Annotated in this window: 16 protein-coding genes and 1 pseudogene; 8 read left to right on the top strand and 9 right to left on the bottom strand. The window is 69.0% G+C overall.

The window, feature by feature from the left end; all coding sequences use genetic code 11:
- Positions 1 to 91: 91 nt before the first annotated feature.
- Positions 92 to 1,108 carry an NAD(P)/FAD-dependent oxidoreductase gene (locus tag ACOJVU_RS11485; protein WP_421529901.1) on the bottom strand — a complete coding sequence of 339 codons (1,017 nt, stop codon included), beginning with the start codon at positions 1,106 to 1,108 and terminating at the stop codon, positions 92 to 94.
- Entirely contained in the window at positions 1,105 to 1,605 is a 501-nt protein-coding gene (locus ACOJVU_RS11480; protein ID WP_421529900.1) for an isoprenylcysteine carboxyl methyltransferase family protein, read from the bottom strand. The genes ACOJVU_RS11485 and ACOJVU_RS11480 overlap by 4 nt, the downstream gene beginning before the upstream one ends.
- Positions 1,606 to 1,749: 144 nt before the next feature.
- Here ACOJVU_RS11480 and ACOJVU_RS11475 point away from each other — a divergent pair.
- Positions 1,750 to 1,920: pseudogene (locus tag ACOJVU_RS11475) on the top strand (NAD(P)H-binding protein); the annotation flags it as partial.
- A gap of 20 nt (positions 1,921 to 1,940) precedes the next feature.
- The gene (locus ACOJVU_RS11470; RefSeq protein WP_421529899.1) at positions 1,941 to 2,660 is read left to right on the top strand and encodes a CPBP family intramembrane glutamic endopeptidase; all 720 of its coding nucleotides are present in this window, start codon (positions 1,941 to 1,943) and stop codon (positions 2,658 to 2,660) included.
- A gap of 7 nt (positions 2,661 to 2,667) precedes the next feature.
- On the opposite strand, the gene ACOJVU_RS11465 is transcribed toward ACOJVU_RS11470, so the two are convergent.
- Both ACOJVU_RS11465 and ACOJVU_RS11460 read right to left on the bottom strand, forming a co-directional pair.
- The gene (locus ACOJVU_RS11465) at positions 2,668 to 4,026 is read right to left on the bottom strand and encodes a DUF2867 domain-containing protein (RefSeq protein ID WP_421529898.1); all 1,359 of its coding nucleotides are present in this window, start codon (positions 4,024 to 4,026) and stop codon (positions 2,668 to 2,670) included.
- 67 nt (positions 4,027 to 4,093) lie between these two features.
- Entirely contained in the window at positions 4,094 to 4,897 is an 804-nt protein-coding gene (locus ACOJVU_RS11460; protein ID WP_421529897.1) for an enoyl-CoA hydratase, read from the bottom strand.
- A 122-nt stretch (positions 4,898 to 5,019) separates the two neighbouring features.
- Between ACOJVU_RS11460 and ACOJVU_RS11455 the strand changes: the two genes are divergently transcribed.
- Both ACOJVU_RS11455 and ACOJVU_RS11450 read left to right on the top strand, forming a co-directional pair.
- Positions 5,020 to 6,129, top strand: coding sequence for a CaiB/BaiF CoA transferase family protein (locus ACOJVU_RS11455; RefSeq protein ID WP_421529896.1), 1,110 nt, complete (start codon positions 5,020 to 5,022; stop codon positions 6,127 to 6,129).
- Between the two features lie 118 nt (positions 6,130 to 6,247).
- On the top strand, positions 6,248 to 7,012 hold the full coding sequence (locus tag ACOJVU_RS11450) for a 3-hydroxyacyl-CoA dehydrogenase (RefSeq protein ID WP_421529903.1): 765 nt from the start codon (positions 6,248 to 6,250) through the stop codon (positions 7,010 to 7,012).
- A 200-nt stretch (positions 7,013 to 7,212) separates the two neighbouring features.
- Here ACOJVU_RS11450 and ACOJVU_RS11445 read toward each other — a convergent pair whose 3' ends face one another.
- Positions 7,213 to 7,629, bottom strand: coding sequence for a hypothetical protein (locus ACOJVU_RS11445; RefSeq protein WP_421529904.1), 417 nt, complete (start codon positions 7,627 to 7,629; stop codon positions 7,213 to 7,215).
- Between ACOJVU_RS11445 and ACOJVU_RS11440 the strand changes: the two genes are divergently transcribed.
- A complete protein-coding gene (locus tag ACOJVU_RS11440; protein ID WP_421529895.1) occupies positions 7,628 to 8,269 on the top strand; it encodes a class I SAM-dependent methyltransferase in 642 nt (213 codons plus the stop codon). The genes ACOJVU_RS11445 and ACOJVU_RS11440 overlap by 2 nt on opposite strands.
- Before the next feature lie 57 nt (positions 8,270 to 8,326).
- Here the strand turns inward: ACOJVU_RS11440 and ACOJVU_RS11435 are convergent, their stop codons facing one another.
- The gene (locus tag ACOJVU_RS11435; RefSeq protein WP_421529894.1) at positions 8,327 to 9,040 is read right to left on the bottom strand and encodes an NAD-dependent deacylase; all 714 of its coding nucleotides are present in this window, start codon (positions 9,038 to 9,040) and stop codon (positions 8,327 to 8,329) included.
- Positions 9,041 to 9,091: 51 nt separating this feature from the next.
- On the opposite strand from ACOJVU_RS11435, the gene ACOJVU_RS11430 reads away from it, so the two are divergent.
- Positions 9,092 to 9,469 (top strand): GntR family transcriptional regulator, encoded by a 378-nt coding sequence (locus ACOJVU_RS11430; RefSeq protein ID WP_421529893.1) that lies wholly within the window; start codon positions 9,092 to 9,094, stop codon positions 9,467 to 9,469.
- Here the strand turns inward: ACOJVU_RS11430 and ACOJVU_RS11425 are convergent.
- On the bottom strand, positions 9,466 to 9,804 hold the full coding sequence (locus ACOJVU_RS11425) for a DUF1697 domain-containing protein (RefSeq protein ID WP_421529902.1): 339 nt from the start codon (positions 9,802 to 9,804) through the stop codon (positions 9,466 to 9,468). The two genes, ACOJVU_RS11430 and ACOJVU_RS11425, sit on opposite strands and share 4 nt — an antisense overlap.
- A 67-nt stretch (positions 9,805 to 9,871) precedes the next feature.
- Here ACOJVU_RS11425 and ACOJVU_RS11420 point away from each other — a divergent pair, with 67 nt between their 5' ends.
- Together ACOJVU_RS11420 and ACOJVU_RS11415 are read left to right on the top strand one after the other, a co-directional pair.
- Positions 9,872 to 10,315, top strand: coding sequence for a PPOX class F420-dependent oxidoreductase (locus tag ACOJVU_RS11420; protein WP_421529892.1), 444 nt, complete (start codon positions 9,872 to 9,874; stop codon positions 10,313 to 10,315).
- Between the two features lie 27 nt (positions 10,316 to 10,342).
- The gene (locus ACOJVU_RS11415; RefSeq protein ID WP_421529891.1) at positions 10,343 to 10,558 is read left to right on the top strand and encodes a DUF5302 domain-containing protein; all 216 of its coding nucleotides are present in this window, start codon (positions 10,343 to 10,345) and stop codon (positions 10,556 to 10,558) included.
- 145 nt (positions 10,559 to 10,703) lie between these two features.
- Here the strand turns inward: ACOJVU_RS11415 and ACOJVU_RS11410 are convergent, their stop codons facing one another.
- Entirely contained in the window at positions 10,704 to 11,006 is a 303-nt protein-coding gene (locus ACOJVU_RS11410; protein WP_421529890.1) for a DUF732 domain-containing protein, read from the bottom strand.
- 9 nt (positions 11,007 to 11,015) lie between these two features.
- Entirely contained in the window at positions 11,016 to 11,684 is a 669-nt protein-coding gene (locus ACOJVU_RS11405; protein WP_421529889.1) for a DUF4352 domain-containing protein, read from the bottom strand.
- Positions 11,685 to 12,094 lie beyond the last annotated feature (410 nt).

Here is a 12,094-nt window from a genome sequence, read left to right as displayed (position 1 = left end):
GTAGCGCTGAGCACAGTCTCGACGCCGCCAGCGCAGACTCGGCACCAGCGGCGTCTGGTAACAACCCCCGACGAACTTACGGGCGAGACCACTAGCTACCCAGGACGTTGACCCCCCATTGAAACACCGGGGGCAGCAGGGCGGCCGCCGGCACGATCGCGCGACGCGCGGTGCGGGGCGCGCCGGCCAACACCAGTGCGCGCGTGAGCAGCCGGTAATCGCGGGTGATCCGGTGCCATGCGGCCTCGTACGACGCGGGTGTGTCGGCGGCGACGGCGTCGATGACGGCGGCCGCCTGCTTGATGGCGAGGCTGATGCCCTCGCCGGTCAGCGCGTCCTCGTAGCCGGCCGCGTCCCCGACCAACAGCACGCGCCCGGCGACCCGGCGCGAAACCACTTGGCGCAGTGGGCCGCAGCCGCGCGCGGGCCCTCGATCGGCGGGTGCCAAGCGACGGGCCAGCTCCGGGAACCAGGCCAGGTCGGGCCGCCCGCGGGACAGGATCGCGACGCCGACCAGGTCCGGTTCGACCGGCGTCACGTATGCCTCACCCCACCGCGACCAGTGCACTTCGACGAACTCCGACCACGCCGGCACGCGGAAATGCCGGCGGACACCGTAGCGGCGCGGCGTCCCGGCCGTCGCGCTGATCCCCACCGCGCGGCGGACCGTCGAATGCAGCCCGTCGGCCGCCACCAACCACTTCGCGCGCACGCCGGCGGCCATCACCCCACGCCCGTCCTGGTCGACGGCCGTCACCCGCGCCGAAAGCCACTCGGTGTCCTGTTCCTTGGCGCGGGCAGCCAACTCCGCGTGCAACGTGGTGCGCCGCACGCCCCGTCCGGGACCGTTGCGGAACCGGGCCTGTGCCCGATGACGGTCGCTCACGTAGGCGATCCCGCGGAACGGCATGCCGGCCGGGTCGACACCGAGCGAGGTCAGCTCGGACAGCCCGCCGGGCATCAATCCCTCGCCGCAGGCCTTGTCGACGGGGCCTTCCCGGGGCTCGACCACGACCACCGACAGCCCGCGCCGGCGCGCGTGTAACGCCGTCGCGAGGCCCGCCGGGCCGCCGCCGATCACGAGCACGTCGGCGTCATAGTCGCTCATGTGTAGCCCAGGGCGGTGTTTTCCACGTGCAGACGCACCCGCAGCAATGCCGCGTTGGCCACGGTGAACAGCACCGCGGTCACCCACGCGGTGTGCACCAGCGGCAGCGCGATCCCCTCGGTCACCACTGCAACATAGTTGGGGTGATGAAGCCACCGGTACGGCCCCTCGCGCACCAGCGGCACATCCGGCACCACGATGACCCGGGTGTTCCACCGGGGGCCCAGGGTGGCGATGCACCACCAGCGCAGCCCCTGGCTGAGCGCCACCATGCCCAGCATCGGCCAGCCCAGCCACGCGAGGAACGGCCGATGCAGCGCCCACGGTTCGACGACGCAGCCCACCAGCAGCGCTGTGTGGATGACCATCATCAGCATGTAGTGCGGCCGGCCGAACTCCTTGGCGCCCCGGGCGAACGACCATTCGGCGTTGCGCTTGGACACCAGCAGCTCCGCCAGGCGTTCCAGTCCGACCGCCAGGATCAGCAGGTAATACATGCGACTACTATCCCGCGACCGGGCTCCGTGGCCAACGGGCGGCATCTGCGCTCACATCTGGGCTCACGATGCCGCCGCGGGATCAGTTCAGCGGCGTGCCCGGCACCCGCGCCGAACGCTGTGCGGCCGCTAGGGTGGTCAAGTATGCGGACCCTGGTCACCGGTGCCACCGGTTGTGTGGGGTCGCGGCTTTTCACGGCGCTGTCGGCACATCAGCACCACGTCGCGGCGGCCTCCCGTAATCCGGCGCACCTGAAGCGTCTGGGGTGGTACGCGGACGTGACGGCCGTCACCCTGGATGCCTCGGATCCCGCCTGGGCGAAGGTGCGCCCCGCATGAGCGGGCCGGTCGCACCCGCCGGCTCCGTCGCCGAGCTGCGCCGCGCGATAACCAATGTCGCTGTGCCCCAGAATGAACCGCCCGGGGTCGTGCGGCGCCGCCGCGTCGTCGTGAGCGTCACGCTCGTCGTCGGTGCGGCGGTGCTGGGGTTCTCGCTGCGGCGCCACCCGGGCGAGTCCAGCTTCTACTGGCTCACCCTGGCGCTGGCCGCGGTGTGGACGGTCGGCGGGTTCCTTTCAGGGCCGCTGCATCTGGGCGGTATCCGCTGGCGCGGGCGTAACCAGCGCCCGGTCATCACCGGTACGATGATCGGCCTGCTGATCGGCGCCGTGTTCGTGCTGGGCGGGCTGGTCGCCAGGGAGATCCCGCCGGTCGCAGAGCTGATCACCCGGGTGCTGCTGTTCGCCCACGGGTCCTATCTGTTCATCGTCGTGATCATCGTCGTCAATGCGGTGGCCGAGGAGATCTTCTTCCGCGGCGCGCTCTACAGTGCGCTGGGCCGTCACCGCCACCCGGTTTTCGTCTCGACCCTGCTGTACACGATCGCGACCATGGCCAGCGGCAACCCGATGCTCGGATTCGCCGCGATCATCCTCGGGACGGTGTGCGCCTTCGAGCGCCGGGCCACCGGCGGTGTCCTCGCGCCGGTGCTGAGCCACGTCGTCTGGGGCCTCATCATGGTGCTCGCTCTGCCGCCGATGTTCGGCGTCTTGTGACGCCGGTTCACCGCGCCGAGTCGACGACCCGGCGGGCCAGGCGGGCCAGGGCCGCCGCGTGCGCGGGCCGCATCAGCAACCAGTACAGCCGCCCGACTATGCCGCTCGGCAGGAAGACCGCCCGCTGCGTGTACGTGCTGGCGCCGTCGTCGTTCGGTGTCACCGAGATCTCGAGCCACGCCCGCCCCGGTAGCCGTCTGGTCCCCCGCAGCCGCAGCAGCCGACCGGGTTCGCGTTCGGCCACCACCCACTGTCGGCGATCGCCCACGACGTCCTCGGTCGCCCGCCACAGGTCGTCGGGGGCGGCCCCGGTCACGGCCGTGCGCACGTCGGCGTAGACGACCTCCCCGGCCCAGTCGGGGTCGCTGGGCAGCGCCTCGGCGGGCGCGGAGCGCAGCGAGTCCCAGGTGGCGTCGGTCAGGCCCCGCTTCGCGCGGTCGAGTGCGAGAGCGACGGCGCGACGGTAGTCGGTGAGTCCGCCCGGTGGCGGGGCGATGAAGCCGTCGATGTCGTGGTTGCGCATCACCGCGTCGCATTCCAGCGACTCGATCAGCGGCCGCGCCAGTCCTGGCGGGATCGGCGTCACGGCCCCCACCCACAGGCTGGCGATGGTGGGTGTCAAGAACGGCAGCACGATCAACCGGCGCGGCCACAGGCCGGCCACCTGTGCGTAAACCCGCATCATGTCGCCGTATTCCAGGACGTCGGGTCCGCCGATGTCCCAGGTGCGCGACCCCTCCTCCGCGGGCACCGGGGCCGTCGCCGCGGCCGCCAGGTAGTGCAGCACGTCGCGCACCGCGATGGGCTGGATCTTGTTGTGCACCCACTTGGGCGTGGTCATGACGGGCAGCCGGTCGGTGAGGTGCCGGATCATCTCGAAGGACGCCGATCCCGATCCGACGACCACCCCGGCCTGCAGGACCACGGTCTGGACTCCGGAGTCGATCAGCGCCTCGCCCACGGCTTTTCGTGACTCGAGATGCGGCGAGAGCTTGCGACCCTCCGGATGCAAACCGCTCAGGTACACCATCCGCCGCACCCCGGCCCGACGAGCGGCCGCCACGACGTTGTTCACGGCGCGGGATTCCTCGGTCGCGAAATTCTTCGACGTGCCCATCGAATGGACCAGGTAGTACACGACGTCCATCCCGTCGAATGCCGCGATCAGCGACCCGACGTCGCCCAGGTCGCCGCGCACCACCTCGGCTTTTTCCGGGGCCTGTGTCCGCCAGGGCGCGTCGGCCAGCCTGTCCGGGTCGCGGGCCAATGCGCGCACCCGATGGCCTTCGTCGAGCAGTCGCGGAACCAAGCGGGCGCCGATGTAGCCGGTCGCCCCGGTCACCAGGCAGCGCACCTGTTCAGCCATCGATTCTCCGTTTCCACACCGGGCATTCGGACCTCATGAAGCCAAGGATTGCCGCTTCCGGTGGCGGTCAGCGGTCGCTGAACTGAGCAGCGCGGCGCTCCTGGAAGGCCGTCGCACCCTCGATGAAGTCATGCGACCGCAGCAGGAGGGCCTGCCCGTCGGATTCACGCTTCAGGGTCGGCTCCAGTTCGGTCAGCGTGGCGGCGTTGATGGAATCCTTGGTCTTGGCAAAGGCCACGGCCGGACCGGCCAGCAGCCTCGAGACCACCGTGTCGACCTCGGCGTCGAATTGGTCCGCCGGGTACACCGCCGAGACCAGGCCCCAGGACAACGCGTCGGCGGCCGGCAACCGCTCGGCCAGCAGCGCCATGCGCATAGCGCGGACCCGCCCGATCGCCGCGGCGACCAACGCCGACGCCCCGCCGTCGGGCATCAGTCCGATCCGCGTGAAGGCGAGCATGAAAAACGCTGTCTCGCAAGCCAATACGATATCGCAGGCCAGCGCCAGCGACACGCCGACTCCGGCCGCCGGCCCGTGCACCACGGCTACGACGGGCCGTGGCAGCGCGATGATCGCCCGCACGGCGCGGTTCGCCTGCTCGAGAACCTCGGTTCCCGGGCCCGCGCCTGCCAGGTCCTCGGCGCCCATGCCGGCACCAGAACAGAAGCCGCGGCCCGAACCGCCCAGGCGCACCACCTTGACCCGGGGATCGGTGGCCGCGCGCTCCATCGCGTCGGCGATCCCGGCCAGCACCGGGGTGGTCAGCGAGTTGAGGCTCTCGGGCCGGTCGATCGTGATCGACAGCACGCCGCCGGACAGCGCGACGGCAAGACCTGCGACAGGTGCCAGTGTGTCGATGCCGGGTTCCATGAAGCCACCCTAGGTGACCGGGGTGCGCGGCCCTCGAGGGCGGCTGCGAAGATGCCAACGGCCGGTAGTTCGACCTGACCGCCGGCCGCCGGGCGTCGGAGCGGACGAAAGGTCGGTGCGTCGTGGCTGGACCACTGAGTGGATTGCGTGTCGTCGAGTTGGCCGGCATCGGGCCCGGCCCTCATGCGGCGATGATCCTGGGTGACCTGGGCGCCGACGTGGTGCGCATCGACCGGCCCCCCCGGGACGGGTCCGGTCTCGGCGGTGTCGCGAAAGACGCCATGATGCGTAACCGGCGCGTGGTGACTGCGGACCTGAAGTCCGAGGCGGGACGAGACCTGGTGCTCGGACTCGTCGCGAAGGCCGACGTCCTGATCGAGGGCTACCGTCCCGGCGTGACGGAGCGGCTCGGCCTGGGGCCCGAGCAGTGCGCGCAGGTCAACGAGAGGCTTGTCTACGCCCGGATGACGGGCTGGGGGCAGACCGGCCCGCGCAGCCAGCAGGCCGGGCACGACATCAACTACATCTCGCTCAACGGCATCCTGCACGCCATCGGCCGGGCCGGCGAGCGGCCGGTGCCGCCGCTGAACCTGGTTGGTGACTTCGGTGGTGGGTCGATGTTCCTGCTGGTCGGCATCCTGTCGGCGTTGTGGGAGCGGCAGAGTTCGGGCAAGGGACAGGTCGTCGACGCCGCGATGGTCGACGGCTCGAGCGTGCTCGTCCAGATGATGTGGCAGATGCGCGCCTCGGGCATGTGGTCGGACACCCGCGGCACCAACCTGCTCGACGGCGGCGCGCCGTATTACGACACCTACGAATGCGCCGACGGGCGCTACGTTGCCGTCGGGGCCATCGAGCCCCAGTTCTACGCCGCCCTGCTGGCCGGACTGGGTCTAAAGGGTGCGGACCTGCCCGCGCAGAACGACGTCGGCCGCTGGCAAGAGTTGCGGGCGGTATTCGCCGAGACGTTCGCCGGTCGCGACCGGGATCACTGGGCGAAGGTGTTCGCCGAATCGGATGCCTGCGTGACGCCGGTGCTGGCGTTCGGTGAGGTGCAGACCGAACCGCACCTCACCGAGCGCAACACGTTATACGAGGTCGGTGACGGTCCAGGAGGCGGCCTGCAGCCCATGCCGGCGCCGCGATTCTCGCGCACCGCGCCCGCGACACCGCGCGCGGCCGCGCCGGTGGCCGACGCCGAGGCCGTTCTCAAGGACTGGGCGAAGGAGTAGGTGGCGAAGGAGTAGGTATAGTCGCCGACCAACACGTTGGTTGGCCATACCGCTGGGATACGGGCCGCTGGGATACGGGCCGCTGGGATACGGGCCGCTGGGATACGGAGGGATTCGAATGGAGATCAAGGACGCCGTCGCCGTCGTCACCGGCGGGGCCTCGGGCCTGGGCCTGGCGACTACCCAACGCCTGCTGGACGCCGGAGCGCAGGTGGTGGTGCTGGATCTGCGGGGCGAGGACATGGTGCGCCAACTCGGCACGCGGGCGCGTTTCGCCCCGGCCGACGTCACCGACGAGGTCGCCGTGACCAGCGCGCTGGACATCGCCGAGGCGATGGGTCCGCTGCGCATCGTGGTGAACTGCGCCGGCACCGGCAATGCGATTCGGGTGCTGGGCAAGGACGGCGTATTCCCGCTGGACGCGTTCCGCAAGATCGTCGACGTCAACCTGGTCGGGAGCTTCAATGTGCTGCGGCTGGCCGCCGAGCGGATCGCCAAGACCGAGCCCGTCGGCCCCCCGGACACCCAGGAGCGCGGGGTCATCGTCAACACCGCCTCGGTGGCGGCGTTCGACGGGCAGATCGGCCAGGCCGCCTATTCGGCGTCCAAGGGAGGCGTGGTGGGGATGACGTTGCCCATCGCGCGTGATTTGGCCAGCCACCTCATCCGGGTGGTCACCATTGCCCCCGGCCTTTTCGACACCCCGCTGCTGGCCGGCCTGCCGGAAGCGGCCCGCGAGTCGTTGGGCAAGCAAGTGCCCCACCCGTCGCGGCTGGGGAAACCCGAGGAGTACGGGGCGCTGGCGATGCACATCATCGAGAACCCGATGCTCAACGGCGAGGTCATCCGGTTGGACGGCGCCATCCGCATGGCGCCGCGCTGACGAACTCCTCGAGACCTCGGGTCGCCGGAAAACGGTCGCCGGAAAAACGAAGTCGCCGGAAAAACGGTCGCCGGAAAAACGAAAAAGCCCCCCGCATGGCGGGGGGCCGATCTGGAAAAAAGAAGTCCGCACCTATCGGCGGAACCACCGGGTGATTGCAGGTTCGGCCATCAAGAGCCGTGCGAGCACGCTCATGGCGGTCAGCTCGCCGTAGGGAGGGTTTGGAAGTCCTCGAACTGCTCCGAGTTCTCGCCTTCTACCAGCACGTCGCCATGGTAGAGAGCTTCGAAGTCGGCTTTGATGACGTCGGCACTCGAGTCGTCGATCCACATGACACTGAGCGTATGGGCCGCCATTAAGGATTCTTTGAGTCGTGATTCGGAAAATGGTGGCAATTTACCGGAGGGTAGGTTAGGCACGTGTTCGACCTCGCCGTGGTTTGCGAGGCGCTCCTGACCGCCCGGATCTTCGACGATCCCGTGCGACGTGGCGCGATCGCGTAGCCGGCGATCCGTATCGTGAGCGTAGCGGTGGTCGGTATTCGTGTTGTGTTGTGTTGTGTTGTGGCGTGTTGTGTTGTGTTGTGTTGTGGACTGGCGTGGAAGGGTGACGCACATGGGGGCATCAGCTGGGGCAGCGGTCGACAACCCGTTCTTCGCACGGATCTGGCCCTACATCGCCGCCCACGAGGTCGAGGCGATCAAGGAGCTGCGCCGGGAGAATCTGGCCGGCCTGACGGGCCGGGTACTGGAAGTCGGCGCGGGTATCGGGACGAACTTTCCGCACTACCCTGAGTCGGTCGACGAGGTGGTCGCCGTGGAACCCGAGCAGCGGCTGACGGTCCAGGCCCGCGCCGCGGCGGACGTGGTGCCGGTTCGGGTCGTGGTGCACGGCGACACCGTGGAGGCATTCGCCGGCGGTGAGCCGTTCGACGCGGTGGTGTGCTCGCTGGTGTTGTGCTCGGTGGCAGAGCCCGCCGACGTGCTGGGGCGCCTGTACTCGCTGCTGCGGCCGGGTGGCGAGCTGCGCTACCTCGAGCACGTGGCCAGCGGCGGCATACGGGGGCGGCTGCAGCGCTTTGCCGACGCGACGGTGTGGCCGCGGCTGTTCGGCAACTGCCACACCCATCGCGACACCGAGCGCGAGATCGTCGCGGCCGGATTCGAGGTGGACACCGCCCGGCGGGAGGACACGCTACCGGCCTGGCTGCCGCTGCCGGTGTCTGAGCTGGCGCTGGGCCGGGCGCGCCGGCCCTGACCCGTTTTTTTTCGTCGAGATCGCGCTCTGTGCGCAGGCTCGGCGCCGGTGCGCTGACTAACCCAGCAGCGCGGGTAATCGCTGCAGCAGTTGCGGCAGAGCGTGGCTCGCGGTGTCGCGGATGCTGATCGTCGCGCTTGCGGACAGCGGGGTGACCTCGGGGTTGACCTCGATGACGGCGGTGCCGCGCGACAGCGCCAAGTCGGCCAGCCCGGCCGCCGGGTAGACGACGGCGGAGGTTCCCACGACCACCATCACGTCGGCGGACTCGGTGGCCTCCACGGCGCGCTGCCAGGGCGCGTCGGGCAGCTGCTCCCCGAACCACACGATGTCGGGTCTGACCAGACCGCCGCAGTGACACACCGGGGGCTCGACCTCCAGCGCCGGCTCGGGCATTTCGGGCAGTGCGCCGGTATACGCGATTCCGCAATGGGCACAACGGAAGTCGAAGAGGCTGCCGTGCAGATGGTGCACCGCCGTGCTGCCGGCCCGCTCGTGCAGGTCGTCGACGTTCTGGGTGATCACGCTGACCTCGGCGTAGTCCTGCCACGCGGCGATGGCGCGGTGTCCGGCGTTGGGCGCGACGTTGGCCACCAGGTAGTGGCGCCACAGATACCAGCCCCAGACCCGCTCGGGGTTGTCGCGCCACCCCTGGGTGCTGGACAGCTCGTAGGGGTCGAAGCGGGCCCACAGACCGTTCTTGTCGTCGCGGAAAGTGGGCACACCGCTCTCCGTGGAGATCCCCGCGCCGCTGAGCACCGTTACCCGCACCCACCCAACATAGTCGGCGTGCGGTGGATATCTGGGGTGGATACTGGGGGCGTGGAGCTGGCTGACTGGCTGCGGGTCGACGTCAAGGGGCGCAAGCCCTTGTTCGACCAGCTCAGGACGCAGGTGATCGACGGCGTCCGGGAAGGTACGCTGCCGCCCGGCACCCGCCTGCCGACCGTCCGCGAGCTGGCCGACCAGCTCGGGGTGGCCGTCAACACGGTGGCCCGCGCCTACCGCGAGCTGGAAAGCGCAGCGATCGTCGAAACCCGCGGCCGCTTCGGCACTTTCATCGCCCGCTACGACCCGACGGACGCCGCGATGGCGGCTGCGGCGCGGGAGTACGTCCATGTCGCCCGGGGTCTGGGCCTGGGCAAGGCCGAGGCGCTGCGCTACATCGAGGCCGTGCCCGAGGACCGGGACGCGCGCTAGGGCAGGGCTTCTCGGCACAGCACTTTCGTCAGCGTGCGCAGGTTGCGGGTCGTGGTCGACGACTTGTACCGCGTCTTTCCCATCGCCTTGCCGATCGTGCTGTCCAGGGTGAAGCCCTTGGGGACGCGCCAGTAGACGACACCGTCACCGCGGGCGGTCTTCTCGCTCGGGCCGGCTTCGGCTTTCTCGCGCACGACAGCCGCGGAATTCGCCGCGTCCAGCAGTACGTTGCCGCTGGCCAGGATCGTGCGCACATCGGCGAATCCGGCGTCGGTCAACGCGGCGGCCACATCGGCCATCGCGAGGTTGACACCGCCGACGTTGACGCCGCGCAGGAAGGCCGCTTAGCGGGGCATGGCCCCATCGAACCAGAACTGAGTGCCTGCGACGTAGTCTTTCGGTATGGGACGTCAGGTCTTCGACGACAAATTGCTGGCCGTGATCAGTGGGAACTCCATCGGGGTCCTGGCCACGATCAAACGGGACGGACGCCCTCAGCTGTCCAATGTGCAGTATCACTTCGATCCGCGCGAGGTGGTGTTGCGGGTGTCGATCACCGAGCCGCGGGCCAAGACCCGCAACCTGCGCCGTGATCCGCGGGCGTCGCTCCTGGTCGACGCCGACGACGGGTGGTCGTATGCCGTCGCCGAGGGCACCGCGGAACTGACGCCCCCGGCCGCCGCGCCCGACGACGACACCGTCGAGGCCCTGATTGCCTTGTACCGCAACATCGCAGGTGAACACCCGGACTGGGAGGAATACCGGCAGGCGATGGTCACCGACCGGCGGGTCCTGCTGACGCTGCCGATCTCTCACCTCTACGGCATGCCGCCGGGCAGGCGGTAGCCGCGGCGGCGGGTCTAAGCTGCCGGTATGTCTGAGTCGAGCTCTCCGCGAGAAGAGAAATCACCCCCAGATGCGGCGTCGGAGGACTCCGAGGACGAGAACAAGCGCAAGTTCCGCGAAGCGCTCGACCGCAAGATGGCCAAGGCATCCGGGGGGTCCGCCCACAAAGACGGCGGCGGCAAGCAGCCGCGCACACACGGGCCGCTGGAGAACCGCCGGGAGTTCCGGCGCAAGAGCGGCTGAGAGGCGCTGAACACCGTTGAGCGGCATCCGGTCTGTGGTGTCGGCGGCGCTTGTGGGGCTGCGCGGCGCAGGTGCTTTCGCGCGGTCCGCTCGGGTTGCAAGGGTGATCCGGTCCCGGCTGATGGGCCGGCGCCCGTCCGGTCACCTACTGAACCGGGCAGGCGTACTTTCTGGCCACGTCCATCAGCCGCTGCTGTGATCCGGGGCCGACAACGCCTTGAGCGGCCAACTCCCATCCGATGAACCCCGGTAGGCCGCCTTCACACGCCTGGTGAGCGACGCGCCACGCGGTGTCAGGGCTCAAGTGGAATCCATTGCGCTCTAATCCGTGCATGTAGTTGTCGAATTCGGGTGTGCCCTGGTCCGGCACCGCGCGAGCTGAGCTGGACAAGGCAACGGCCGTAACCACCGCTGCGATCAGCGCTGCCATCACGCGTGTCATGTCCATTCCCCCCGGCTAGAGGGCCACGCGAGCACCGCCCGAGAACATCGAGTCGTGGAACTCCATCGCTTTGGGCACCGATCCTTGCGGGATGTCGAACGAGACGGTGCCCTCGATCTCGAGGCCGGGGTTGATGTTGTCCATCCAGGTGTTGTCGCTGAGCGATGAAGTCGCGTCGTACTTGTTGCCGTTGACGATCAGGTGCTGGCTCGATGCGGAGAAGCTCCGGGCGTCGTCACCGATGTTCGTCACGCGGACCTTGACGATGAAGAACTCACCCTTGGCCTGCTGCGCGGTGAAGACCCCCTCTTTCGTGGCTGACCGGTCAACACCCAGCACCTGGAACTCGAACTTGCCGTCGCGCACCGACGATCCAGCGGAGGCCACGATAGGCCCAGCTGGCTTGGTCGGCTTCGCCGTGGTGACGCTCCCCGTTGAGGGGGCCGATGCGGCGGTGTTCGTCTCCGTCACTGTCTTCTTGTTGTTGCCGCTGGTGCTTGCGATGGCTATCAGCACGACCAGCGCGGCGATGCCGCCGGCGATCCACTTGGTCTTGTCTGACCTCTTCTGGGGGACCGGGGCATCGGCCCACCTCTGGCCGTCCCACTTCTGGCCGTCCCAGTACCGTTGTCCGGGGGCGCCACTCGGATCCGGGTACCAACCGGGCATGGGCATGTTGTTCATAGGGTGATCTTCTCCATGCGGCAGTGGCCGGTCGAGAAAGCTCCGGCATTCATAGAAAACTCATGCGCAGCCGCTGGCTCCCGCCAGCACCGGCATCCGCTTGGCGATTGCGTCGTCACGGGCTTGGGAAGCTGCTCGGTCAAGGGACATCGGAAACTGTCCAGTGGCGGCCATGACCACTCGGCGATATCCACTCAGGAACGGCGGTGCCGCACCGGGTCGCACCGGGTCGCACCGGGTCGCGTCGTGTCGCGTCGTGTCCGGTGAATCCGGTCGCTATCTGATCCGCCGGTCGAGCCCTCTGGACTACCCCGGCCTCCTGTCGTTCTGTCGGCCTAGACTGTGCCGGTGCCGAAACTGCAGCTCGTCCAAGACCCGGCCGCCGACGCGCTGCTGGACGAGAGCCCGTT

The organism is Mycobacterium sp. THU-M104 (genome assembly GCF_049197365.1).
GTDB lineage: Bacteria > Actinomycetota > Actinomycetes > Mycobacteriales > Mycobacteriaceae > Mycobacterium.
Note: the sequence above shows the minus strand (reverse complement) of the source record. Positions and strands in the feature narration are given on the sequence as shown.